The sequence below is a fragment of the Duganella sp. BJB476 genome (genome assembly GCF_003416895.1).
Taxonomy (GTDB): domain Bacteria; phylum Pseudomonadota; class Gammaproteobacteria; order Burkholderiales; family Burkholderiaceae_D; genus Rugamonas.
Genome location: NZ_QVIO01000001.1, coordinates 762,925 through 785,711 on the forward strand (window position 1 = coordinate 762,925; position 22,787 = coordinate 785,711).

A 22,787-nucleotide genomic window follows, 5' to 3' on the forward strand; every position below is an offset into this window, starting at 1 on the left:
CAGGGATTCCAATTTAACAAGGACTCCTAACTAAAATCAGAATCCGACCGAAATTCCAGCGTAAAGCGTGCGGCGAGCACCGTATTGCGGCGCGCCCACGCCTACGCCGGAACCGTCGCGCAGCAGATAGGATTTGTCGAAGGCGTTGACCAGCGCCAGGCGGCCTTCGACGTTGCCGATCGCTGTATTCTTCCAGTTGTGCGTCAGGGACAGGTTGACTGTGGTGTAGTGCGGCAGCGTGCCGGAGTTGGGCGCGGCGCCGTCGGGCGTCATGCGCAAGCCGCTGCCGTACAGGAAATCGCCATTCAGCTGCGTCGCGCCCCAGTGGTAGTGGGCGCCGCCCGATACCGTGTAGGTCTGGTCGTGGTCGACGTAGATGTAGTGGTTGGCGATGTAGGCCAGTTCGTCCGGGCCGAACAGCGACTGGCCGGAGACGATGTTCTGGCCCTTGGCCTGCTGCGTGGTCAGGTTGAGGAAGCCGCCCCAGTTGGCGCGATTGTACACGGCCGACAGCTCCAGGCCCTTGGCGTAGCCGCGGTCATAGTTAAACGGCGACAGTATCAGCGCCTGGCCGAACTGGCCCTCGTCCAGCATGTTGCGGATTTTTTTGTAGTAGGCGTCGGCCGTCACGGTCAGCTGTTCGTTGACCTGGTGGCTCAAGCCGATGTCGTAGTAGTTGGTGCGCTCGGCCTTGACGTTGTCCGACACCGCCACCTGCGGCGCGTTGGTGGTGCCGGCGTATTTGTCGATGCTCGATTGCGCGGCCAGTTCCTGTGGCGGTGGCGTGAAGTAGCGCGAGTAGCCGGCGTGCAGCGCCGTGCCCTTGGCCAGCTGGTAGGCCAGGTTGACGCGCGGGCTCCATTGCTGCTCGTCGACGAATGCCGATACCTTGTCGAAGCGCAGGCCGTAGTTCAGCGTCAGCGGGGCGGCGATATGCCATTCGTCCTGCAGGTAGAAGCTGGACAGCTTGCCGGTCTTGCTGCTGTTGTCGATGATGGTGCGCGGATCGGTGCTGGCTTGCGCGCCGCTGTCGTCGGTGTCGAACACGGCGACCGCGTTATCGCTGTGGGTGGTCTGGCGCGAGTAGGCCAGGCCGGCGCGCACGGTGTGGCTGTCGTTCAGTTTGTAGCTGGCGTCGAACTGGGCGCCGCTGGCGGAGTTGGAGCGTAGCGTGTTGGAGGCGACGCCGTTGTAGATCAAATCGCCCAGCGCATCCGGCGTGTAGTGCAGTTCCGAATACTGGTGGAAGGCCGATACCTGGTAATTCAGGTCACCCATGCTCTTTTGCAGCGACAGCACCAGGAAGCGGTTCACCTCGCGCTGGCGCTCGTCCAGCTGCGACGACGGCAGCTTGCTGGTGCCTGCTGTGGCATCGCTTTGCCCGGTGAGCGAGAAGCCCGGTGCCTGGCCAGGATTGTTCGGTATCTGGAAGCGGCCGTTGTAGGTGCCGAACATCAGGCCCAATCTGGTTTGCTCGTCCAGGAACCAGGAGAGGGCGCCGAAGGACTTGCTTTGTTTGGTGCGGTCGTGCAGCGCACTGCGGGTCGGCAGCGGATTCTCGATGCCCAGCGCGTTCGACAGGTAGCTGCCGGACAGGTAGTAGTTAAAGGCACCCTGGGTGCCGAAGAATTCCGCGCTCGGTTCGACGTAGTCGTTGCCGCCGACTAGCACGCCGACGCGGCCGCCCGATTTGACGGTGCCTTCCTTGGTCTGGATGTCGACGATGCCCGACGTGCGCAGGCCGAATTGTGCCGGCAGCGCGCCGGTGATGAAGTCGGTCTGCTGGACGAAGCGGGTGTCGATCGACTGGCCGAAGCCGGTGATGCTCTCTGGTAGCTGCACGCCGTTGACGCGGTACTGCACGTTGGCGTGGTCGTCGCGCACGTGGATGGAGCCGGAGCCTTTCGAATCTTGGCTCACGCCCGGAAGGCGCAGCAGCACTTCGTTGAATGGCGTGTTGTCGCCGCGGCCCAGCTGCTCGATCATGTGGCGGTCGATGGAATAGACGGTGGTGCCGACGTTCGGCGACAGGTCGATGCGCGCGCTCTTCAGATGGGCGGCGGTCACTTCCACTTGCTGCATCGGGCTGCCGTCGGCGCTGGCCGGCGGGGCGGCAGGGCTGGCGGCATCGTCGGCGGCGCTGGCGTGGTGGGCGCAGAAAGCGGCGGCCAGCAGCAGTGGGAGGGTGCGGAGTTGTGGCGTGCGTTGCATGGTAAGTCCTTGAATGTTCAGGCGTGGCTAGCCTCCGGCCTGCGCGATCGTGTCGGGCAGGCGCGCGGCTACGCGCACGGGGCGCAAAAATGCGGCCGTGTTAGGTCTAACGAAAAATCGTTACGAAAAATCGCGACGAAAAAAGCGAATCAGAGGGAGATAGCGGCAACGCCGGGCGGCGCGTGCGAGGGCGGGGTGAGGAAGTCGATCCGGCGGGCCCGGACGGAACGCTGCGGGACGAGGGCGGGCAGGCTGACCAGCATCGCCACCGGCACCACCGCCAATGCCGGCGGCGGAACACCGGCCGGCATGTGCGCAATTACGCAAGCTGCGCAATCGTTTTGAGTGTCGGTGTAGGCATGCTTGTGCGAGCTCGCCCCGATCAGTTGCAGCGACAGGAACACCAGCACGAACAGCATCAGGACGCGCTGGGTGCGCGTCTGACGATGTGATGTGCCTACGGAGAGTGTATGTGCGTGCATGCCCTGATTTTACAGGGCTTCTGCGAAGTTCGCCAATGACTATCTCGTAATGAAGTCAATGCTGGCCGATGGCGCCTTCGCCCACCAGGCCGCGCCGGGTGGCCAGCACCACGGCGTGGGTGCGGGCGGTGGCGCCCAGTTTGTCGAACAGGCCCTTGACGTGGGTCTTGACGGTGCCGACGCCGATGCCCAGTTCGCGCGCGATCGACTTGTTGCACTGGCCTTGCGCCAGCAGTTGCAGCACGTCCGTTTCGCGGCTGGTCAGGCCGACGCGGGTGAAGCTGTCGGCCACGCAGCGGCTCAGGTCCGCGCTCAGGTAGCGCAGGCCACGGCTCAGCGCACGCACCGCCGCCGGCAACTGGTCGGCGGCGCAGCTTTGCAGCAGGTAGCCGTGCACGCCGGCCATCATCGCGGTGCGCACCTCCCATTCGCGGTCCATCTGCGTGACGATCAGCACGCGCGCAGGCGCCTCGCCGTGCTGCGGCGTGTTGGCCTGTTGGCGCATGTGTTCCAGCGCGCCCTTGTGGTCGAGGATGATGACGTCCGCCTGAACGGGATGCGGCTGTGCCGCGTCAGGCGTGACTTGCATATCGCTCTCGGCGCCGAGCAGCGCGGCCAGGCCGGCGTTGACGATGGCGTCGCTGTGCGCGATCAGTACGCGCACCTTGATGTCCTGGTTGGCGAGGTTGCCGCCAATTGCGGTGTGTGGCCAGTTCCTGGTATCCAGTCGCATCTCAATTCTCCCCGAATAGTGACATTGAATTCGTTTGCTGTCCTGCGGCAGAAGGATAAACTGGATGAACATTTTTGCCACGCCCCGATACGGGGTAAGGGCACTACCCAGAAAGGGTGATGGCTGAATGAAATGCCCCCTGACGATTTCCGGGGAAACCGTCAGGGGGCAGGTGCTGGTGTTACTGAGTCGACGGTGTGGTCGTGGTTACTGTTGGCCAGTAGCGCGGGAACTCCGTGCGGATCAGGTCAGTGACTCTTTTCAGGTCGGCGTTGTTGCCGTTCCAGGTGGTGTACATAAAGCCGTCCACGCCTTTCACGCCGTCGGCTTGCTCGGCCGTTTGCAGATTAGTCAGCCAGGTACGGGTGGATGCCAGCGAGGAGTCGTCGTAGTACAGGGCGATCATCTGTCGGAAGTCCTTGTCCGAGAAGAATTTCAACGACTGGCGCTGCGAGAAGGTGCTCCAGTTCATGACCGTCGTGTTTGGTTTCAGACCTTTCCAGGCATCGGTCAGGTCGCCATTGACGGCGAAGTACTTCGGCAAGGCGTTGAGGTTCGGGTCGAACATGTCGTTCCAGATGTACATGTTCACGTTGGGATTGGTTTGCAGTACGGTGTCCTGCATCTTGGTCGTCGTGCGGGCCAGGTAAGCGCCGGCCGTGGCGTCGGTGCAGGACGGATCCCAGTTCATCACGCGCCACTCGTCGTAATAGATGAAGAAGCTCGACGACGCAAACAGGTTGTTGATGCCGTCGAAGACCGCTTTCTGATCGTCGAAGAAGGTTTGCGAGCAGGACGATGCCGGCGTGCCGTAGCGCGCGCTGAAGTTGTCGCCCGATTGGTACGACGATACCAGCAGCTTGTCGCCATTGTGTATCCGTCCAGTCGACAGGATGGAGAGTTTCTCGGGCAGCACTTTGTAGTCGCGCCCTTCGGTATAGGGGATCAAACCGTCGTCCGACGTGACCGTCACAGTCACCTTCGGCGACAGCTGCTCGCGGCGGACGGTGTGCGGCAGGCCGACTTCGCGGATATCGATGTCGTCGATCCAGGCGGCGCCGTCGGTTTCCATGGTATTGCCCCATGTGCCCATATACAGGCGGAAGCCGTCATAGTTGAGGGTATTGATATCGAAGTCGTAGCGCGTCCAATCCTGGTCAGCCGTAAACGTATTGGGGTTGTCGTTCCAGTTGCCGTTGCTCTGCGTGCCCCAGCCCATGCCGGCGTTGCTGGAGAAGTTACGATAGATGGCATTCACGCCGCTCGGATCGTAGACCATGACAGTGAATTTGTTTTTGTAGTTCTGGGTCTTCATCCAGAACGAAACGCGGTAAGAGGTGTGCGGCTTGAGATTGCCGAACTGGCGCCACAGCCTGGCGGTGCCCAAATTGTTACCATTCACGCCGGCCGTCGAAATAAATTTAACCGAGTTCGTTTCGCCGCTGGCCGAAGGGTGGCCGACGGTGGTATCGAGCTTCATTCGGGTGACGGGCTCCGCCAGCTGCCAGGCGCCGAGGCCGTTTATGAAGGAGCCGTCCTTGACGAGCGATGTGCCGTCGGCCTGCGCCACGGCGCCATTGACAGTGAACGACATGCGGTCGACCGGGATCGCCTCGACCAGTTCGGGATGGCGGTACTTGGGGATTTCCGGATTGCCGGAGACCGGTATCAGTTCAATGCCAAGATCCCTGGCCTTCTGTGCCAGGGCTGTAAAGTTATCGACAAAGTAGCGGTGGGCATTATCCGGTGTGCCGAGCAGCGTCAGATAGCTGCTGCTTAATGCGATGCCGTTGTAACCGTTGTCTTTGGCCGTGGTGATCAGATTGTTTAGTGTGACGTAATAAGGATCTTGTTCGTACAGGCCGGCGCCCATGTTGGACGAGTAATAGATCCAGCGTTTTTTGAAGCAGGTATTGGTCGATACGCAGGATGCCTCAGGCTCGAAAGGGGCTGCGGTGCTCATTACCTCGCCGGCGGGACTGGTGGCTTGCGCTCCTTGGCAGGCAAACATCAGGCCCAGGCTCAGTGCCAATGGGGGCAACACGGGGATGCGCATAGTATTCCTTGTTAAAAATCAATGGTTGTCTATTATGCTATTAGAGTTCAGGAAATGATTCATTTTTTACAATTTACACCTCAAAAGTAAGAGCAAATGGGGATCATTCCCGGTGATGGCAAACAGAGATCTGCCCTCTAGACTGTCGGCATGCTGACTCACTCCCTTTTCGAGGAATTCCCCATGTCCAAAATGTATATCGTGTCCCTGGCCGTCGGCCTGCTGGTTGGATTAATCTATGGCTTCCTGAACGTGCGCTCGCCAGCGCCGCCGGTGATTGCGCTGGTCGGCCTGCTGGGCATCCTGCTGGGCGAGCAGCTGCCGCCGCTGCTGCGCCAGTTGTGGCAGCCGGAGGCCAGGCAGGTGTCGTGGATCGAGGAGCACGTCAAGCCGCATTGCTTCGGCCAACTGCCGTCCGCGCAAAAGAATGACGAAACCAAAGGGAAAGCATGATGAGCCAAGACCTGAACCCGCAGCCTGACCTGATCCTGCATCGCGGCCTGTTCACCACGCTCGATCGCAGCAATCCGCACGCCGAGGCGGTGGCCATCAAGGACGGCCGCTTCACCCACGTCGGCCGCGCCAACGAGATCCTGGCGCTGGCTGGTCCACGCACCAGGGTGGTCGATCTGCAAGGCAAGCGCGCGCTGCCCGGCCTGATCGACAACCATTGCCACATCATCCGCGGCGGCTTGAATTTCAACCTCGAGCTGCGCTGGGACGGCGTACGCAGCCTGGCCGACGCGATGGGCATGCTGAAGGCGCAAGTGGCGATCACGCCAGCGCCGCAATGGGTGCGTGTGGTGGGCGGCTTCACCGAACATCAATTCGCCGAGAAGCGCCTGCCGACCATCGAGGAACTGAACGCGGTGGCGCCGGATACGCCGGTGTTCATCCTGCACCTGTACGACCGCGCGCTGCTCAACGGCGCCGCCTTGCGCGCCGTCGGCTACACCAAAGACACGCCCGAACCGCACGGCGGCCAGATGCTGCGCGACGGCGCCGGCAATCCCACCGGCCTGCTGCTGGCCAAGCCGAATGCGGCCATCCTGTACCAGACGCTGTCGAAAGGACCCAAGCTGCCGCTGGAATACCAGGTCAACTCGACCCGCCACTTCATGCGCGAACTGAATCGCCTCGGCGTGACCGGCGCCATCGACGCCGGCGGCGGCTTCCAGAATTATCCCGAGGATTACCAGGTGATCCAGCAGCTGTCGGACGCCAAGCAGCTGACGATACGCCTGGCCTACAACCTGTTCACGCAAAAGCCCGCACAGGAAAAGGAAGACTTCCTGAACTGGACGCAGAGCGTCAAGTACCAGCAGGGCGACGACTACTTCCGCCACAACGGCGCCGGCGAAATGCTGACCTTCTCGGCGGCCGACTTCGAAGACTTCCGCCAGCCGCGCCCGGACCTGCCGGACACGATGGAGGACGACCTGGAAGGCGTGGTGCGCGTGCTGGCGCAGAACCGCTGGCCATGGCGCATGCACGCCACCTACGACGAAACCATCAGCCGCGCGCTGGACGTGTTCGAGCGCGTCAACCAGGACATTCCGCTGACGGGATTGAACTGGTTCTTCGACCACGCCGAAACCATCTCCGACCAGTCGATCGACCGCATCGCCGCGCTGGGCGGCGGCGTCGCCGTGCAGCACCGCATGGCCTATCAGGGCGAGTACTTCGTCGAACGTTATGGCCACGGCGCGGCCGAGGCCACGCCACCGGTCAAGAAAATCCTGGCGGCCGGCGTGAAGGTCTCGGCCGGCACCGACGCCACGCGCGTGGCCTCGTACAACCCGTGGGTGTCGCTGGCATGGCTCATCACAGGCAAGACCGTGGGCGGCATGCAGATGTACCCGCGCGCCAATTGCCTGGACCGCGAAACGGCATTGCGCATGTGGACCGAGAACACCACCTGGTTCTCCAATGAAGTGGGCAAGAAGGGCCGCATCGAAGCCGGCCAGCTGGCTGACCTGATCGTGCCGGACAAGGACTTCTACGCCTGCGCCGAAAGCGAGATCGCCGACATGACGTCGTGCCTGACCATCGTTGGCGGGAAGATCGTCTACGCGGCCGGCGAATTCGCCAGCTACGACGAACCGCCGCCGCCGGCCATGCCGGATTGGTCGCCGGTGCGGCGCTTCGGCGGCTATGCCGGCTGGGGCGAACAGATCGGCAACAACCGCGCGGCCCTGAAGGAACTGGAGCAGCGCAAGCGCGAGCAGCAGCAACTGCGCCAGCAGCAGGCCGCCTGCGGTTGCGCCAACCAGTGCAACGTCCACGGCCACCAGCACGCCAGCGCGTGGGCCAGCAAGCTGCCGACGTCGGACCTGAAGAGCTTCTGGGGCGCGCTGGGTTGCGCCTGCTGGGCGGTGTGATGGCGGCGCTACTCCAACCTTTGCGCGCACCGTGGGTGCGCTGGATCTTCCTGCTGCTGATCTGCGCCGCCTATCTGCAGGGCGGCATCAACAAGCTGCTGGACTTCCCGTCGGCCATCGGCGAGATGCAGCACTTCGGCCTGTCGCCGGCCGGCCCGATGGCCGCGCTGGTGATCGCCGGCGAGCTGGGCGCCTCGCTGATGATTTTGTCCGGCTTCTATCGCTGGCTGGGCGCAGGCTACCTGGCCGCGTTCACGTTGATGGCTACCTTTGTCGCCAACCGCTACTGGGAAATCACCGGGCCGGAGCGCTTCATGGCGGCCAACGGTTTCTATGAGCACCTGGGCCTGGCCGGCGCCTTTTTGCTGGTGGCGTGGCACGATATTCAGAAGGAGACCTGATGGAGCGCGGCGAGACTAAACAAAGCGTGGCGCTGGGCTTCCTGGCCGGCTATGTCGACACGCTGGGCTTTATCGGCCTGTTCGGACTGTTCACTGCCCATGTCACCGGCAACTTCGTGCTGATCGGCCGGGCGATGGTGCATCCGTCGCAGGATATCTTGCTCAAGCTGCTGGTGTTCCCGGTGTTTGTGCTGTTCGTGGCGCTGGCGCGCTTGCTGATACTGCATTGGGAGCGCTCCGGCAGCCGCCAGCTGCGCAACAGCTTTTTGCTCCAGGCCCTGCTGATGGCGGGCAGTGTGGGCTGCGCCTTGGCGGGCGCGCCCATCGACGCGCCCAATGCGCCGCTGACTTTGTTGACCGGCATGCTGTGCGCCGGCGCGATGGCGGTGCAAAACGCCTACGGCAAGCTGTTGTTGGGGAAGGTGGCCGCCACCACCGTCATGACCGGCAATGTGACCCAACTGGTGATCGACCTGGTGGACACGCTGCGCGGCGACGCCGATGCGCACGGGCGCCTGAAGAAGCTGGCCTGGCCGGTGCTGGCGTTTGCCGCGGGCTGCATCAGCGGCGCTCTGGCGTTCATGCAGGCCGGCTTCAACGGCCTGATACTTCCATGCGTGCTGCTGCTTTGGCTGGCCGGCGCGGCCAGCGACTAGATCGACATGATGCCGCGCTTGAGGGCGATCGTCACCGCATGGGTGCGATCGTTCGCGGCCAGCTTGGACAGCACGTTCTTCATGTGCGCCTTCACCGTCTCTTCCGAGATCGACAGCCGTTCGGCGATGCGCCGGTTGGAATGGCCGTTGGCAGCATGGCTCAGTACTTCCGTTTCGCGTGCGCTTAACGGACCCTGGCCCATATGCTGGGCCAGTTCCATCGCGATCTCCGGCGGGATGCGGCGCTGCCCCTGGTGCACGCCGCGTATCGTATCGAGCAGCTCTTTGCGTAAGGTACTCTTCAACAAAAAGCCCGCGGCGCCAGCCTGCACGGCGCGCAGGATCTGCACGTCGCCCTTGTAGGTGGTCAGCATGACGACGCGCGCGCCGGGATGCGCGTGCCGTATCGCTTGCAGCGCGGTGACGCCGCACATCTCCGGCATGAGGATGTCCATGATGGTGACGTCGGGCCGCAGAGCTCCGTGCTGCTCGACGGCCTCGCGGCCGTTGCTGGCTTCACCGACCACGCACATGTCGTCCTGGCTGGCGATGGCTTCGCCCAAGCCCGTGCGCAGCAAGGGATGGTCGTCCACCACCAGCACGCTGATGGGGCGAGGAGTGTCACGCATTTCCATGGCGGCCAGCTTAACGCAGTTGGGTGTAATTCGCCGGCACCCACTGGTAGGCTTTGCCGCTGCTGCGCAAGTGGCCCAGGCCGGGGAAGGGCAGGTGGGCTGCGCCGATCAGCGCACCTTCCTTGGCGGCCTCCGTGAAGGCTTGCTTGCGGGCTTGGGCGGCGGTCTTCGGATCGGTGTCGAAGCCGATGGTCACTTCCGGATGGTCGAACTGCACGGCGCCGGCGTGGATCAGGTCACCCACGATCAACAGTTTCTTGCCTTTGCTCTCAACCATGTAGCTGATGTGGCCCGGCGTGTGGCCGTAGCTGGCCACGGCGCGGATGCCCTGCGTGATGTCGCTGGCGCCATTGAACGGTTGCAGGTGCTGGTTGGCGACGTAAGGCGCCAGCGACGTCATCGCGCCCTGGAAGAACCCCTTGCTGTCGGCCGGCGCCTTGTCCATATTGGCCTGACTGAGCCAGAAGTCGGTGTCGTGCTTGTCGGCGCGGATGGCGGCGTTGGGGAAGGCCGCCTGGCCGTTGGCCACGAGGCCGCCCACGTGGTCCGGGTGCATATGGGTGATCAGCACTTCGTCAACCTGTTCCGGCTGGTAGCCCGAGGCTTTCAGGTTGGCCAGCAGCTTGCCCAGCGTCGGGCCGAACAGGTTGCCGGCGCCGGTGTCGATCAGCACCAGCTTGGCGCCGGTGTTGACCAGGTAGCCGGTGACCGAAGTCTCCACCGGGTTGGTCAGGAAGGAGCGGGCCAGTTCCTGGTCGGTCTTGGCGGCCGGCTGCTGCAGCAATTTGTTCATCGGCAGGTCGACAGTGCCGTCGCTGATCGCGGTCACTTCAAAATCGCCCAGCATGATGCGGAAGAAGCCGGGCGCATTGGTGCCGGCCAGCGGCGCGGCGGCCATTGCAGGGGTATTGATGGCGAAAGCCAGGGCGGCGGCCAGAGGGCTGAGTTTGCGTAAGAGTTGCATAAAGTTCCTCATTAGTGAATTTACTAAACACAGTATGCAGCTTTGCAAAAAATGGCACAATATCCAATAATGCAAATTGTATTTGCGTGAATTGCAAAGAAAGGGAAAGCGATGATCGATTGTCTGAAGTGCCTGTTGGCGGTGGTGGAGCACGGCAGTTTGTCGCGCGCGGCGGGGGAGCTGAAGATGGCGGTGTCCTCGGTGTCGCGCAAGCTGGATGCGCTGGAGGTCGAAGTGGGTTCGCGCCTGCTGTTGCGCAGTTCCCGGCAAATGCTGTTGACCGACGCCGGTGAGCGCTTCCTGCCCCGTGCGCGCAACATCCTGGCCGAACTGGCCGAAGGCAAGGCCGCCGTGCAGGAGTTGGACAGCGAACCGCGCGGCCTGCTGACGGTGACCGCGCCGGCCGCCTTCGGGCGCCTGCATGTGGCGCCGGCCATCGCCGAGTTCCTGCGGCACTGTCCGCTGCTGGAGGTGGAGCTGCACGTCAGCGACGATATCGTCGACCTGTCGGCGCGCCGCGTCGATGTGGCGGTGCGCGCGGGCGTGCTGCCCGACAGCGACCTGGTGGCGACGCGGCTGGCGATCCAGAACCGCGTGGTCAGCGCCAGTCCGGACTATCTGGCACGTCATGGCTGGCCGCAAACGCCGATGGACCTGCTCAACCACCAATGCCTGACCGTGACCGGGCGCTCGGCGCCGCGCGGCTGGTGGCGCTTCGATGGGGTGAACCAGAACCAGCCGCTGGCCGTCAAGGGCAAGCTGCGCTGCGACGATACCGATTCCTTGCTGCACGCGGCCATCGGTGGCGCCGGGCTGGTGCATCTGGCGAACTGGCTGGTGAGCGACGCCATCGTCGCCGGCCAGCTGGTGCCGGTGTTTCCGATGGCGCCGGTGCGGCGTGGCGCGGCGTCGGACCGGCGCGATCCGCACGAGTCAGCGGTTCATGCGGTGCACATGCCGGGGCGTTCCAACCAGGCCAAGGCGCAGCTGCTGATACGTCATTTGAAGGAGTATTTCGGCGATCCGCCGTATTGGGATCTTGCGATGGAAGCTGCCGGGGCGGGCGAGCGCCGCGCCCCGTGAGGTGAAATATCGGCGGAGATTAATCCCAGTCGCCGCCGCCACCGCCGCCGCTATCGCCGCCGCCACCGCTGCTGCCGGAATCGTCCCAGCCGCCGCTGACGCCGAAGTCATTGCCGCCCATGTCGTCGCGGCGCAGCAGTTCGTCGCGTGAAGGATCGTCATAGACGATGTCGTTGCGCGGCTGGCTGCTGTTGCCCGAATCGTGGTTGCCGCCGGTGAACTGGCGCGCCAGCGCTTCGCCCGCGACGATACCTGCGCCTACCGCCGCGCCGGTCGCCAGGCCGCCCATGATGCGCGAGCCCATGCCGCTACCTTGTTGCGGCTGGCCGTAGCCTGGCTGCGGATAACCCTGCTGCGGATAAGCGCCTGGCGCATAGCCGGGCGCCGGAGCGCCGCCGGGATTGAAGCCGGCCGGGTTGTTGTAGCTGTCGGCTGGCGGGTTACGGCGCGACATGAAGCGCGACGCCAGCCAGATAAAGCCTATCAGGCCGCCGCCCAGGATCAGGATGGTGCCCCAGGGGATGCCGCTGCTCTGCGGTGCGCCATAGTTACCGTTGCTGTAGCCGGCGTTGCTGCGGGCCGGCTGCTGCTGCGAATAGTTGGCCTTGGGTTTCTGGCCCTCGGCCAGCAGCGTGCGCAGCTTGGCCAGCGCGTTTGGATTCACCTTGGGCAGGCCCGGCGCCAGCCGTTCGGCCGTGGCCAGCTCGCCCTGCGCGGCGGCGAACTTGCCTTGCTTGGCCAGCAGTTCGGCCTCCACGAAGTGCGCCGTGCCGCTGTTCGGGTGGGCTTTCAGGACCTGGTCCATCAGGTCCTGGGCGTCGCTGTACTTGCCTGCTTCCGCGGCGACATAAACATCGTGTAGCGTGGGTTCGGCCGCAAACGCCGGCATCGCCAGCGCCAAAGCGCCCGCCAGCAGGGTCATACGTGCGAAAGATTTTGCCGTCATGTCAGATCTCCTTGTAGGGACAGGCTGAATATAGTGGCAGTTTACGCCATTTTCAAGTCCCGCGCGGTACGCTGGCTAACCGATGGCGTTGGAACACCCACTGCGGCCATCACCGTGTCGGCGATGATGTCGGCCGTGGCGGCTGATAAAGTCCAGCCCAGGTGGCCGTGGCCGGTGTTGTAGAACACGGTGGGCGCCTTGCCACGACCCACGCGCGGCATCAGGTTCGGCATCATCGGACGCAGGCCGGCCCATGGCGTGACATCGCGCGTGCTGATGCCGGGGAAGCATTGTTGCACCCAGTTGTGCAGCGGCGCGATGCGGTCGGCGCGGATATCGCGGTTGTAGCCGTTGAACTCCGCCGTGCCGGCCACGCGCAGGCGGTCCGCGCCCAGGCGGCTGGCGACCAGCTTGGTGGCGTCGTCCACCAGGCTGACGTTGGGGGCGGCGGCCCGGCTGGCGGCGTCGTGCAGGTGCACGGTGATCGAGTAACCCTTGACCGGATAGACATTGACGCGGTCGCCCAGCATGGCCGCCAGCGCGCGGCTGGCGGTGCCGGCGCAGACCACCACGGCGTCGTAGCGTTGGGTGTCGTCGGCGCCGTCGTGGGTGGTGGTGATGAAGGTGCCGTTGGCGTCGGCGCGGACGTTGGTCACCTGCTGCTCGAAGCGCAGTTCCACGCCCAGTCGCTGCGCCGCTTGCGCCAGGCCGGCGGTGAATTTGTGGATGTCGCCGGAACTGTCGCTTTCGGTATAGTGGCCGCCGTAGAACTGGCCGGTCAGCGTCGGTTCAAGGGCGCGCATTTCCTCAGGCGTGACCGCGCGGCGCGGCAGGCCGCCTTGCGCCAGCAGTCTGGATACTTCGGCGGCGTGGTCGAAATCGGCGCGGTCGCGATGAATGTGCAGGATGCCTGCGCGCTTGTGGTTGAAGTCTATGCCTTCTTGCGCGGCCCAGCTGAACAGATGCTCGCGCGCGGCCACTGCCAGCCTGGTAGTGGCGATGGTGTTGTCGCGGTAGTGGGGCAGGGCGGCGATGAACTCGGCGAACCAGGAGAGCTTATGCCAGCTGGGTTTCGGGCTGACCAGCAGCGGCGCATCGTTCTTCAGCATCCACTTCAGGCCTTTGACGATGGTGCTGCGGTGGTTCCAGGCTTCGGCGTTGGAGGCGGACAGCTGGCCGCCGTTGGCGAACGAGGTTTCCATCGCGGCGTAGCGATGGCGCTCCAGCAGCGTGACGGTGTAGCCTCTCCTGGCGAGCGCGTAAGCAGTGGTGACGCCGGTGACTCCGCCGCCGATGATGGCTATGGTTTTCATCCAAATAGTTTACCATCTAAGGTGGCGCCAGCCCTGGAAGCGGACTAGACTAGCAAAAAACAGGGAGAAAACCATGGCGCGTATCCGTTTGCTGCTGGTTGTGCTGGGCGTCGGCCTGATCAACGCTTGCGGTGGGGGCGGCGGCGGTTCCGGCGGCAATACCCAACCCTTTGTCCCTGTGCCTTCGAATACCGCCAGCGGGACGGTCATGTTCAAGGGAACGCCGCTGGCCGGCGCCACCGTGACAGTCTACGAGACCAATAGCAACCGCGTCTTCGCCACCCTGACCACCGACGCCAATGGCAATTACAGCGTTGGCGGCCTGGGGACTTCCTGCACCATGTCCTGCACCATCAACTACCAGTTCTTTGCATCGAAAGCCGGATACGCGTTTAATCCGTTCATGGCAACGAATGTGTCGGGCGACCGTTCCGCCTATCTGTGGGACCCATCGCCCAAGAATTGGTACGTCAACACTGGCGCTGCCGTTACGCGGGCCGGCTACAACGGCGCGTTTTCGAATCCGAATGGCGGATCCGGCATTATGTTCAACGTCGTCAATTTGAATTCGGGAGTTAACAACTCCATCACCGGCGCCAACTTCAATGCCTACGACGGCAGCAATCCATTGGTGAGTATCGTCTCGACTGGGCTATCGAAACGCTACACCGACAACCAGGACGGCACCGTCACAGACAATTTAACCGGCTTGGTCTGGCTGAGGAATGCCGGTTGCCTCAGTCCGGCACTGTGGGCGAACGCGCTGTCCGAGGCCAACCAGCTGGCGAGCGGCACGTGCGGATTGACGGATGGATCCAAGGCCGGTGATTGGCGCTTGCCCAACCTGGTGGAACTTGAAAGCCTGGTCGACGTCTCCGCCAGCAATCCGGCGCTCACTGCCGGCAACCCGTTCACTGCCGTATCGACCGGAATCTACTGGACGTCGACCAGCTACTACGGCGGCCAGGTGGGATCGCCGAACGCATGGGCGATCCGCATGCAGGATGGACGCTACATTAACGACACTGCCAGTTCGAATCTCAACATCAAGGCGACATCGACGAATGCGGTGTGGGCGGTCAAAGGCACGAGTTCCGGGGCGGGCAGGCTGCAGGCGACGGGCTTCTATGTTTTCTATGCCAGCGGCGATGACGGCTCGCTGGAGAAGGGCGTGCCGCTACCCGCGCCCCGCATGCGCGACAACGGCAACGGCACGGTCACCGACACGGCCACCGGCCTGGTCTGGCTGAAGAAAGCCGATTGCATCCAACAGAACTGGGCGGCGGCTCTCGGCGCCATCAGCACGCTCGCCAGCGGGCAGTGCGGCCTGACCGATGGTTCCGTCGCTGGCGCCTGGAGAATGCCGACCCGGAAAGAAATGCTGAGCCTGGCCGATCGTGCGCAAGGCAATATGGCGGACTATTTTGACGAGTCGTTCAACAGTTCCGCAGCGGGCATCGCCTCGCAGCCCGCTAGCTTTTCCAACTTTGCGCAGTTTCAGTACTATTGGACTTCCAGCGCCAATGCGGCCAGTTCCGGCGATGCGTGGAGCGTCTTCAGCTGCGACTTTGGCGTCTATAACATCCCCATGGCAAACACCGGGTATGCGCTGGCAGTTCGTTAGTCGTCCAACCCTTTGCCCTTGAGGATATGCGGGATACATTTCTCCACTCTGGACTCGCGGGTCTTGGCTTGCTTGGCTGAGGAGAAGTGGAGCAGGTAGCCGCGTTGCCGGCCGGGCGTCAGGGCGGCGAAGGCTTCCTGCAGTTCGGGCGATTCTTCCAGCCTGTTCAGAAATTCTTCCGGCATGGCGAATTCGGCGGTCTTCTTGAATTCCACTTGCGCGCCGGACCGCTCCACTTTGATGGCGTCGCGGATGTAGGCCGTCAAGGTCGACGCCATCTTGGCGATTTCTTCGGCGCTGGTGAAGCGGATCTGGCGCCCCGCCTGCACGTTCTCGGTCTGTTGGATCAGGATGCCTTTGGGATCTTGCATCAAAGCGCCTTTGAAAAACAGCAGCGCGCAGTATTCCTTGAAGCCGTGGATCAGCACGATGTTCTGGTCGTCGAGCGTGTAGCAGGGATGGCCCCATTTGAATTCCTCGGCCAGGTCGCAGTCGAGGGCGATGGCGCGCAGCTTGATGTATGCGTCCTGCCATTGGCCTGGCTTGCCGACAAAGGCATCAACCTTGGAATTCAATGTCTTCTCTGTCATGGTGCACCTCGATGGAATCAACAGTGGCAAAAAAATAATTATACCCGGCTCCCCGCCCACGGCCGAGCAAATCGCCGGCAACCCTGGACTGGCTGAAGAGCTGGAGCGCCCCATGATGCTGCTGATCGCGGCGCAGCGATAATTAATCAGTTTGTAGTGTTCAAGCCTTCAATTTGCGTGAAAATCCGACGCAGGCCTAACTCGGTCACATCAACTACACTTTTCCGGAATTTACGTTTTGCAAGTGTTCGCGATCGGTGTTTCTGCTGGACTTCCTCAATTGGTTTTTCATTGCTTTCAGGCCGCATACTAAAGAATCCGTTGTCAGTTTTGCAGGATCCAATGCTAGTCCAAAAGGTATCGTAGTCAAAAAAGGCGCCTTTCTCGTCGTTCGTCTTTTCCCGGGACAGTTGTTTCTCATTCGATACACCAACAACCAATTGGATGCTAAGTAATCTTGCGATCGCTTCGGTTGCATTAACTAGAAGTCGTGCAGGGGTAGTGTCATAAAGGCTCTTGGTAGCAGCCCTAACCGCGGAAAATTGACCGTTTACTCCTTGAACTCGTCCGATAAATATCACATCGCTTGTTTGCTGAGTGTGAAAGTTCCGCTCTGCAATGTAGTTGGGAACAATCGTCATGCAAAGAACATAAATTGGTACGCCATCCGCTTCAAATAGTAGTGCGAGGTCGCCCTCATGGTCGTGCATGACAGATTCTCTGCGCAGATCCCTCGGATACGTCATTCGTATTCCAAAATGACATTCATCTTTCTGCAACTCCCAAATCAGCGGTGCCTTTTCGAAAAGGCACGAAAAAAAATCCACACCTACATACTTTGAAATTACTTGATAGTGATAACGCATGATTTTTAGCGCGTCAGCGATCGGTAACGCGAAAAAAAGATAGTTATTGCGCAAATACTTGTACTTCAATCTCGGGTGTAGTGTGGCAAGGGAGGATATATTGGGATGCGACAATGTCCTAAGCCAAGAAAAATGTCCACGCAGATGTTGTATAAGCGGAATAAAACGGTTGATTAAGAGAAATATTACTCTGTTGAATGCATCACATACAGAATTCTTAGGTAAACCAATCTGTTTCATGGTAGCGGCAATCCAGTTTAAGCGCGATATGTAACGCACTGTATCAACTTAGATGCCGAATATGTATTACGAGTCAGTAAGGTGGTTGGTTCATCGCCCTGGGTATTTGGCGTAGGTTGCTGTTTAGCTCATCCGTAATTGCCGACTGGAGGGCTACATTGGCGGATGACATCGCCAGGAAAACGATGCAGGCCGGGTGTCCAGCGACCGCAGCATCGGACTTGCGGCCTTTGATCGCTCGCCGACATAAGCCGTCGTCGGCGGCCCTGCATGGAGCTCAGAGTGCGGCCGTTGCCGCGGGAACATGAATGCCGACCAAGTGGCCGACCAGAGCGTTAATATCCGGGAATCGGTTGATGGCTGAAACATAATGGCAACTAACGATCCCCCCTCCGTCTAATTGCGCGCTGCAGGGCTTTGCTTATAACGTCAGGTTGCTCAAATACCATTTTGGGGGAGAGAGCATTGATGGAGGATTTAATAAATAATTCGGATTCATGGAAAACAAATTCGTATTCATTATCAATGGTAATCATGTGATAACTCTGGCCAAGAAAGATCAACTTTTTTCTTTTCGCGCTGATATTTTCCATTAACCAGTCGGCGTTGCGTGGACTAACTGTCTCATCCTCTGTTGCATGAATGATCAAGGTCGGACAGGTCACAAGATCAACGCTTTTTCGTACATGAACAATCAATTCATCCGCTTGATTCACATGATCAAAGCCAATGTATGCTCCACCCGCCTCCGAGGTTTCGCTGGACAGGATGGCTTTTTTGATTCTAGCTCTCATCTCAGGATTTTTAACCCCGAAAGGCTCTCGCTCGCGGTACTTATAATTTTTAGCCCAGGAAAAATGGCGAGCGATCGACAGGAAGGAACGGTACCAAGGAATCGCCCAGCCGTCATACGCAATCGCGGTCGACAGCAGCACCAAGGCTGCTATGCCATCTTCTTCTGCCGCCACGGCCAACGCCAAAGTCGCTCCCATAGAAACCCCGACAATAGAGACGGTCTGGTAGATTTCCGACAGGCGACGATACTCACGGCGCATTTCATCGACCCACTCGCGCCACTGACTACATGGTTGGCCATAGCAAAACCCTGTTATATTTGGCTCGTACGTCGCGAGTCCATTGTTGGTCAGATATTTGCCTAAACGGGCCACTTCAAGGGAGCTGCTGGCTAGCCCATGAAGCAATATAACTACATGGCCGGCGCGACGATTATTGGTTTCAATTGGAGTGAATGACATGTCTTACCTGAACAAAAATTCTAAAAAATGGACCACGGGAACACCCGTTTTTCGGCTTGGTATGGGCTTGCTATTGACCTTGGCCGCCCTTGCCATCAGAAAAATTCTTCATCCCTTTATCGAGCCGCATGTGCCATTTCTCTTTTTTGTTATTGCCAGCATCACCACGGAATTTTTTTTTGGCATTACCGCAGCATTTGTGAGCATGATCATCGGGATGTCATTGGGGTTATATTTTTTTATGGCGCCTTACGGCACCTTATCGATACCGACAGGCGATGATTTCATCGCCATGGCTAGCAACCTCATCATAGCAATAATCACCATACTTTTGCTTGAGTATCTTCGACGCTCGCACTACTCAACAAAATTGATGCTCAGCGTAGTTAACTCGCAACGTCGATCCTTATTGGAAGTCTACAACCAACTGCTGTTTCAGCAACGAAAAAGTCATGCTTTTGTCAAGGAGGTCACATCCTCCTTTGCTGCGATGGACCAGATTCTTTTGCTAATGCCCTTTGGGCATCTGCCGTATCGGATGCCGGCATGGCATCGCATTACTGGTGGAGACGATGGGGAAGATAAGAATTTGGAATGGCATACAATGATCCACCCTGATGAGGATGCGATGATGCAACGTGAGTTATCGCAGGCGGAACATTTACCGGTTGGTAGCAAGAAAACACTTCGCTTTCGTGTTAAAACCGCACTGAATGATTATCAGTGGGTAGATGGCATATTGTGGACTATTCACTACCGACAACACTGGCGAATGACTGTACTAGTCGCAAATAATGTTGGGTAAATGGATTGCCCGGGAGCGTGTGTAACAGTTCTGAGCTCCCGCAACTCAGGCCTTCTTCGCGCCGCTGATATAGCGGTCCACCACCGTCGGCAGCACCGTCAACGGCACGCCGCAGCTTTGCACCAGCGCGTCGTTGAAGCCGGCCAGGTCGAACTTGCCGCCCAACGCGGCCTTGGCGCGTTCGCGCTGGCGCAGGATTTCGTTGTGGCCCATCTTGTAGCCGCAGGCCTGGCCCGGCGACGCGCAATAGCGGTCGATCTCGCTGGTCATCGCCTGCACGCCACGCCCGGTGTTCTCGACCAGGAAGCGGATCGCCTGCTGACGCGTCCACTTCATCGTGTGGATGCCGGTATCGACTACCAGGCGGCAGGCGCGGAACTGCTGCGCTTGCAGATAGCCGATCTGGCTGAACGGATCGTTGGCGTACAGGCCGAACTCGTCGACCAACTGTTCGGCATACAGCGCCCAGCCCTCGTCAAAGGCGTTAAAGGCCATCAGCGAGGCAATCAGCGGCAGCTCGTCGTGGTGCTCGGCCAGGTAGGCGCCCTGGAAGGCGTGGCCCGGCAAGCCTTCGTGCGCGGTCAGCGTGGCCAGCTCGGACTTGGGCCACAGCGTGGTCGACTTCAGGTTGATGTAGTAGATCGCCGGACGCGCGCCGTCCAGCGAGGCGAAGTTCATATACCCCAGTCCGGCGCCGGCTTCGATATCGACCGGCACGCGCTTGATTTGCAGCGGCACCTTCAAGTCCATGTGCGAGATCTTCGGCATCAGCGCACGCACGGCGTTGACGCGCTCGTTGCAATAGGCGATCAGCTGTTCGCGGCCCTGGTCGTTGTCGGCGTAGAAGCGCTTAGGGTCCTTGGCCAGCGCCTGCAGGCGCGCGCCCACCGTGCCCTGCGTGATGCCCTGCGCCTTGAGGATGGCGTGGATGCGCGCTTGCAGCTGCTTGTTCTGTTCCAGCCCGATCGCGTGGATCTCTTTGGCGCTATGGCTGGTCGAGGTGCCCAGCTTGAGCGCCCATTCGTAGTACGCGGCGCCGTCCGGCAGGCGGTGCACGCCGGCGACGCTGGTCGCCTTGGCGGTGGCCTTGGCGAAGGCGGCGATCTGCCGGTCCAGCGCCGGATAAACCGCACCTTCCACCAGCTTGGCGGCGCGCGCGTTCCAGTCGCCGGCGATGCCCAGCTTGCCGGTGCGCTCGCTGATCGAGGTGACCAGTTTTTGCGCGGCGACGGCGGTCTTGCGGTATTCCTTCAACTGGCCCAGCGCGGTGCGGGCGATGAAGTCCGGCGGCATGATGCCTTGCCCGGCCTGGTCGACGATGCGGGCGGTTTCCTGGTCCAGCATGCGCGCCATGCCGGCCACGCGTTCGAGGTAGGCCTCGGCATCGGCGGCGTTGGCGATCTGGTGCTGCGAATCGAGGAACTCGGGTATGCGGGTCAGCGCACCGTCCTGCTGCGTGACGGGGAAGGGCGCGGTGCCGCCGAAGAAACCGCTGGCGGCGCCGCCGAAGGAAAAGCGCAAACCGGCCACGCCTTCGGTGGCGGCATAGCGCACGGTGTCGTAACGGATTTGCGCGTCGGCGCCGAGGGCGTTGCGGTCCAGCGCGGACAGGCGGCCCAGCATCGACTTGACCTGCGCGGCCCAGGCGGCGTCGCCGACCGGGGACAAGTCTTCCAGTTGCGCCTTCAGGCCGGCGCGTTCGCCTTTATCGACACCCAGCGAGGTGGCGTTGGTCGGCGCCAGCCGCAGAATCTCGTCGGCGAAGTTTTCCAGCAGCGTGGAGAACTGCGCGTCGGCCGGTGCTGCTTGTGCCAGTGCGAAGCCGGGCAGCGCGCTGACGGCGGTGGCGGACAAGGCGGACAGCAGCAGGTCGCGGCGGGAGAAATTCTGAGGCTGATTGTTCATGACTTCCTTTGTGTTCGGACTAAGAATTCGTGCGTGGCCGACCTTAGCCTGATGGCGGGAAGTGTGTCAATCAATTTTGCCGGGAGCGAAGCGCAAGTGATAGCGTTCCACCAAGCTGCGCAGAGTGTCGAGTTCCTGGCGCGGCAGGGCCAGCGCCACGTGCATATCGGGGCGGATCAGGTAGGCGGCGTCGCGCAGCAAGCCGGCTTCCGCCGCGGCGTCGCTCCATGGATAGACATGCAGCGGCAGCGACACTTCGTGCGCGGCGGCGCTCAGCAAGGCCGATGGCTGGCCGTAGACGTGCAGCTGCCAATCCAGCGTCTGCAGCGCGCTGAAGTTGTCCTCGCCATCCGGCTGCGGCACCCAGGGCAGGCGGTCGCCGCCGATCACGTCGCCGGCGCGGCCGCCGCTCAAATGGCTGTCGGGATAGTGGATCTGCACTTGCGACAGAGTCTTGAACAGCGCGCGGCGCGCGGCCGCAAAGCCGGCCAGCACCGGGAATACATGCGGCACCAGCCATCCGCGCAGCAGCTGGCCGCCGGCGCCCTGCGAGACGATCATCTGGAACGCGCGGTCGGTGGTGGCCACCAGCTTGCGCGCGAACACGATGCGCTCGGCCTGGTAGGTGTCGAGCAGGGTGGGATCGGCGCGGCCTTGCAGCACCTGGGCCAGTTTCCACGACAGGTTGACGGCGTCGCCGATGCCGGTGTTCATGCCCTGGCCGCCGGCGGGGCTGTGGATGTGGGCCGCGTCGCCAGCCAGGAAACAGCGGCCGGAGCGGAACTGCGACGCCACCCGGTGATGCACGCGGTAGGTGGAAAACCAGTTGACCTGTTCCACCTGTATGCCCAACAGCGGCTCCAGCACCGGGCGGACGTCTTCAAAGCCCGGCTCGGACACCGCTTCCACCTGCGGCGGCATGATGCCGATCAGACGCTGCATGCCGCGCGAGCGCACCGGCAGCATCAGCGCAAAGGTGTTGGCGCCGATGTGGCCGACCAGGTCGCGATTCTCCGGGCCGGAGGTCTTGACGTCGGCCACGTAGTACAAATGTTCGTAGGTGCCGCCGCTGAAATCGAACTTCAGCGATTCGCGCACGCGGCTGCGGGCGCCGTCGCAGCCGCACAGGTAGGCGCTGCTGCTGGCGATGCGGTCGCCGTTGCGCTCCAACACGGCGCGTACGCCCCATTCGTCCTGCGTGAACGACTCCAGCTCGGTGTTCCATTCGACTTCCACGCCCATGGCCCTGAGCTGCTCGACCAGGAAGCGCTCATGGTCGTCCTGCGGGAAGGCCAGCACAAAGGGATAGGGACTGAGGCCGGCGCCGATGTCCATGAGCGGCAGTTCGGCGACATCTTCGCCGCCCTCGCGCAGGTGGATGGCTTCGATCTTGATGCCGAGGTTGACGACGACATCGGCAAAGCCCAGTTGGCGGTAGAACTCCAGCGTGCGCGCATGCACGGCCATGGCGCGCGAAGCCTGTCCGGGACCGCTGTTTTTGTCGATGATGCGCACGGCCACGCCATGCCGCGCCAGGCGGATAGCGAGCACCAGGCCGGTGGGGCCGGCGCCGACGATGAGGACTTGAGGGGCCATGCAAAGAGTCTACATCCGGCGTCGAATGGGGTGCGTTCAATTGA

21 protein-coding genes are annotated in these 22,787 nt (G+C 61.6%); 8 read left to right on the plus strand and 13 right to left on the minus strand.

What is annotated here, in order from left to right:
* Window positions 1–36: 36 nt before the first annotated feature.
* From D0T21_RS03345 to D0T21_RS03360, 4 genes are all read right to left on the minus strand, one after another.
* Window positions 37–2,211, minus strand: coding sequence for a TonB-dependent receptor (locus D0T21_RS03345; RefSeq protein WP_116988404.1), 2,175 nt, complete (start codon window positions 2,209–2,211; stop codon window positions 37–39).
* 149 nt (window positions 2,212–2,360) lie between these two features.
* Window positions 2,361–2,630, minus strand: coding sequence for a hypothetical protein (locus D0T21_RS03350; RefSeq protein ID WP_116988405.1), 270 nt, complete (start codon window positions 2,628–2,630; stop codon window positions 2,361–2,363).
* Window positions 2,631–2,748: 118 nt separating this feature from the next.
* Entirely contained in the window at window positions 2,749–3,426 is a 678-nt protein-coding gene (locus D0T21_RS03355) for a response regulator transcription factor (protein ID WP_116988406.1), read from the minus strand.
* A 181-nt stretch (window positions 3,427–3,607) separates the two neighbouring features.
* Window positions 3,608–5,389, minus strand: coding sequence for a hypothetical protein (locus D0T21_RS03360; protein ID WP_147328021.1), 1,782 nt, complete (start codon window positions 5,387–5,389; stop codon window positions 3,608–3,610).
* Between the two features lie 276 nt (window positions 5,390–5,665).
* Between D0T21_RS03360 and D0T21_RS03365 the strand changes: the two genes are divergently transcribed.
* Genes D0T21_RS03365 through D0T21_RS03380 form a run of 4 tightly spaced genes read left to right on the plus strand, consistent with a single transcriptional unit; the run spans window position 5,666 to window position 8,920 of the window.
* A complete protein-coding gene (locus tag D0T21_RS03365; protein WP_116988408.1) occupies window positions 5,666–5,935 on the plus strand; it encodes a DUF1427 family protein in 270 nt (89 codons plus the stop codon).
* Window positions 5,932–7,863 (plus strand): amidohydrolase, encoded by a 1,932-nt coding sequence (locus D0T21_RS03370; RefSeq protein ID WP_373995376.1) that lies wholly within the window; start codon window positions 5,932–5,934, stop codon window positions 7,861–7,863. Before D0T21_RS03365 ends, D0T21_RS03370 begins: the two co-directional genes overlap by 4 nt.
* Entirely contained in the window at window positions 7,863–8,264 is a 402-nt protein-coding gene (locus D0T21_RS03375; protein WP_116994329.1) for a DoxX family protein, read from the plus strand. The genes D0T21_RS03370 and D0T21_RS03375 overlap by 1 nt, the downstream gene beginning before the upstream one ends.
* On the plus strand, window positions 8,264–8,920 hold the full coding sequence (locus tag D0T21_RS03380) for a YoaK family protein (RefSeq protein WP_116994270.1): 657 nt from the start codon (window positions 8,264–8,266) through the stop codon (window positions 8,918–8,920). Before D0T21_RS03375 ends, D0T21_RS03380 begins: the two co-directional genes overlap by 1 nt.
* On the opposite strand, the gene D0T21_RS03385 is transcribed toward D0T21_RS03380, so the two are convergent.
* Window positions 8,917–9,549 carry a response regulator gene (locus D0T21_RS03385; protein WP_373886651.1) on the minus strand — a complete coding sequence of 211 codons (633 nt, stop codon included), beginning with the start codon at window positions 9,547–9,549 and terminating at the stop codon, window positions 8,917–8,919. The two genes, D0T21_RS03380 and D0T21_RS03385, sit on opposite strands and share 4 nt — an antisense overlap.
* 16 nt (window positions 9,550–9,565) lie before the next feature.
* A complete protein-coding gene (locus D0T21_RS03390; protein ID WP_116988413.1) occupies window positions 9,566–10,519 on the minus strand; it encodes an MBL fold metallo-hydrolase in 954 nt (317 codons plus the stop codon).
* 111 nt (window positions 10,520–10,630) lie between these two features.
* Between D0T21_RS03390 and D0T21_RS03395 the strand changes: the two genes are divergently transcribed.
* Window positions 10,631–11,602: a LysR family transcriptional regulator gene (locus D0T21_RS03395; RefSeq protein ID WP_116988414.1), complete on the plus strand. Its 972-nt coding sequence runs from the start codon at window positions 10,631–10,633 to the stop codon at window positions 11,600–11,602.
* 19 nt (window positions 11,603–11,621) lie between these two features.
* On the opposite strand, the gene D0T21_RS03400 is transcribed toward D0T21_RS03395, so the two are convergent.
* Window positions 11,622–12,548 (minus strand): tetratricopeptide repeat protein, encoded by a 927-nt coding sequence (locus tag D0T21_RS03400; RefSeq protein WP_116988415.1) that lies wholly within the window; start codon window positions 12,546–12,548, stop codon window positions 11,622–11,624.
* Window positions 12,549–12,589: 41 nt separating this feature from the next.
* On the minus strand, window positions 12,590–13,861 hold the full coding sequence (locus tag D0T21_RS03405; protein ID WP_116988416.1) for a D-amino acid dehydrogenase: 1,272 nt from the start codon (window positions 13,859–13,861) through the stop codon (window positions 12,590–12,592).
* A gap of 73 nt (window positions 13,862–13,934) precedes the next feature.
* Between D0T21_RS03405 and D0T21_RS03410 the strand changes: the two genes are divergently transcribed.
* Window positions 13,935–15,485 (plus strand): DUF1566 domain-containing protein, encoded by a 1,551-nt coding sequence (locus D0T21_RS03410; protein ID WP_158567954.1) that lies wholly within the window; start codon window positions 13,935–13,937, stop codon window positions 15,483–15,485.
* On the opposite strand, the gene D0T21_RS03415 is transcribed toward D0T21_RS03410, so the two are convergent.
* Window positions 15,482–16,060, minus strand: a complete 579-nt coding sequence (locus D0T21_RS03415; protein ID WP_116994272.1) for a YdeI family protein — start codon at window positions 16,058–16,060, stop codon at window positions 15,482–15,484. The two genes, D0T21_RS03410 and D0T21_RS03415, sit on opposite strands and share 4 nt — an antisense overlap.
* On the opposite strand from D0T21_RS03415, the gene D0T21_RS32165 reads away from it, so the two are divergent.
* Entirely contained in the window at window positions 16,050–16,217 is a 168-nt protein-coding gene (locus D0T21_RS32165) for a hypothetical protein (RefSeq protein WP_199538392.1), read from the plus strand. The genes D0T21_RS03415 and D0T21_RS32165 overlap by 11 nt on opposite strands.
* A 4-nt stretch (window positions 16,218–16,221) precedes the next feature.
* Here the strand turns inward: D0T21_RS32165 and D0T21_RS03425 are convergent, their stop codons facing one another.
* Window positions 16,222–17,181 (minus strand): DUF535 family protein, encoded by a 960-nt coding sequence (locus D0T21_RS03425; RefSeq protein ID WP_116988419.1) that lies wholly within the window; start codon window positions 17,179–17,181, stop codon window positions 16,222–16,224.
* A 377-nt stretch (window positions 17,182–17,558) separates the two neighbouring features.
* A complete protein-coding gene (locus D0T21_RS03430) occupies window positions 17,559–18,437 on the minus strand; it encodes a carboxylesterase (protein ID WP_116988420.1) in 879 nt (292 codons plus the stop codon).
* Here D0T21_RS03430 and D0T21_RS03435 point away from each other — a divergent pair.
* Window positions 18,436–19,242 (plus strand): DUF4118 domain-containing protein, encoded by an 807-nt coding sequence (locus tag D0T21_RS03435; RefSeq protein WP_116988421.1) that lies wholly within the window; start codon window positions 18,436–18,438, stop codon window positions 19,240–19,242. The two genes, D0T21_RS03430 and D0T21_RS03435, sit on opposite strands and share 2 nt — an antisense overlap.
* Before the next feature lie 45 nt (window positions 19,243–19,287).
* Here the strand turns inward: D0T21_RS03435 and D0T21_RS03440 are convergent, their stop codons facing one another.
* Window positions 19,288–21,147 carry a DUF885 family protein gene (locus D0T21_RS03440; RefSeq protein ID WP_116988422.1) on the minus strand — a complete coding sequence of 620 codons (1,860 nt, stop codon included), beginning with the start codon at window positions 21,145–21,147 and terminating at the stop codon, window positions 19,288–19,290.
* Between the two features lie 66 nt (window positions 21,148–21,213).
* On the minus strand, window positions 21,214–22,743 hold the full coding sequence (locus D0T21_RS03445) for an FAD-dependent monooxygenase (RefSeq protein ID WP_116988423.1): 1,530 nt from the start codon (window positions 22,741–22,743) through the stop codon (window positions 21,214–21,216).
* Window positions 22,744–22,787: the final 44 nt, after the last annotated feature.

What these genes read in the sequence shown, in the direction of transcription:
- D0T21_RS03345 (WP_116988404.1), bottom strand. Translation starts at nt 2,211, where the DNA reads ATGCAACGCACGCCACAACTCCGCACCCTCCCACTGCTGCTGGCCGCC.
- D0T21_RS03350 (WP_116988405.1), bottom strand. Translation starts at nt 2,630, where the DNA reads ATGCTGTTCGTGCTGGTGTTCCTGTCGCTGCAACTGATCGGGGCGAGC.
- D0T21_RS03355 (WP_116988406.1), bottom strand. Translation starts at nt 3,426, where the DNA reads ATGCGACTGGATACCAGGAACTGGCCACACACCGCAATTGGCGGCAAC.
- D0T21_RS03360 (WP_147328021.1), bottom strand. Translation starts at nt 5,389, where the DNA reads ATGAGCACCGCAGCCCCTTTCGAGCCTGAGGCATCCTGCGTATCGACC.
- D0T21_RS03365 (WP_116988408.1), top strand. Translation starts at nt 5,666, where the DNA reads ATGTCCAAAATGTATATCGTGTCCCTGGCCGTCGGCCTGCTGGTTGGA.
- D0T21_RS03370 (WP_373995376.1), top strand. Translation starts at nt 5,932, where the DNA reads ATGATGAGCCAAGACCTGAACCCGCAGCCTGACCTGATCCTGCATCGC.
- D0T21_RS03375 (WP_116994329.1), top strand. Translation starts at nt 7,863, where the DNA reads ATGGCGGCGCTACTCCAACCTTTGCGCGCACCGTGGGTGCGCTGGATC.
- D0T21_RS03380 (WP_116994270.1), top strand. Translation starts at nt 8,264, where the DNA reads ATGGAGCGCGGCGAGACTAAACAAAGCGTGGCGCTGGGCTTCCTGGCC.
- D0T21_RS03385 (WP_373886651.1), bottom strand. Translation starts at nt 9,549, where the DNA reads ATGCGTGACACTCCTCGCCCCATCAGCGTGCTGGTGGTGGACGACCAT.
- D0T21_RS03390 (WP_116988413.1), bottom strand. Translation starts at nt 10,519, where the DNA reads ATGCAACTCTTACGCAAACTCAGCCCTCTGGCCGCCGCCCTGGCTTTC.
- D0T21_RS03395 (WP_116988414.1), top strand. Translation starts at nt 10,631, where the DNA reads ATGATCGATTGTCTGAAGTGCCTGTTGGCGGTGGTGGAGCACGGCAGT.
- D0T21_RS03400 (WP_116988415.1), bottom strand. Translation starts at nt 12,548, where the DNA reads ATGACGGCAAAATCTTTCGCACGTATGACCCTGCTGGCGGGCGCTTTG.
- D0T21_RS03405 (WP_116988416.1), bottom strand. Translation starts at nt 13,861, where the DNA reads ATGAAAACCATAGCCATCATCGGCGGCGGAGTCACCGGCGTCACCACT.
- D0T21_RS03410 (WP_158567954.1), top strand. Translation starts at nt 13,935, where the DNA reads ATGGCGCGTATCCGTTTGCTGCTGGTTGTGCTGGGCGTCGGCCTGATC.
- D0T21_RS03425 (WP_116988419.1), bottom strand. Translation starts at nt 17,181, where the DNA reads ATGAAACAGATTGGTTTACCTAAGAATTCTGTATGTGATGCATTCAAC.
- D0T21_RS03435 (WP_116988421.1), top strand. Translation starts at nt 18,436, where the DNA reads ATGTCTTACCTGAACAAAAATTCTAAAAAATGGACCACGGGAACACCC.
- D0T21_RS03430 (WP_116988420.1), bottom strand. Translation starts at nt 18,437, where the DNA reads ATGTCATTCACTCCAATTGAAACCAATAATCGTCGCGCCGGCCATGTA.
- D0T21_RS03440 (WP_116988422.1), bottom strand. Translation starts at nt 21,147, where the DNA reads ATGAACAATCAGCCTCAGAATTTCTCCCGCCGCGACCTGCTGCTGTCC.
- D0T21_RS03445 (WP_116988423.1), bottom strand. Translation starts at nt 22,743, where the DNA reads ATGGCCCCTCAAGTCCTCATCGTCGGCGCCGGCCCCACCGGCCTGGTG.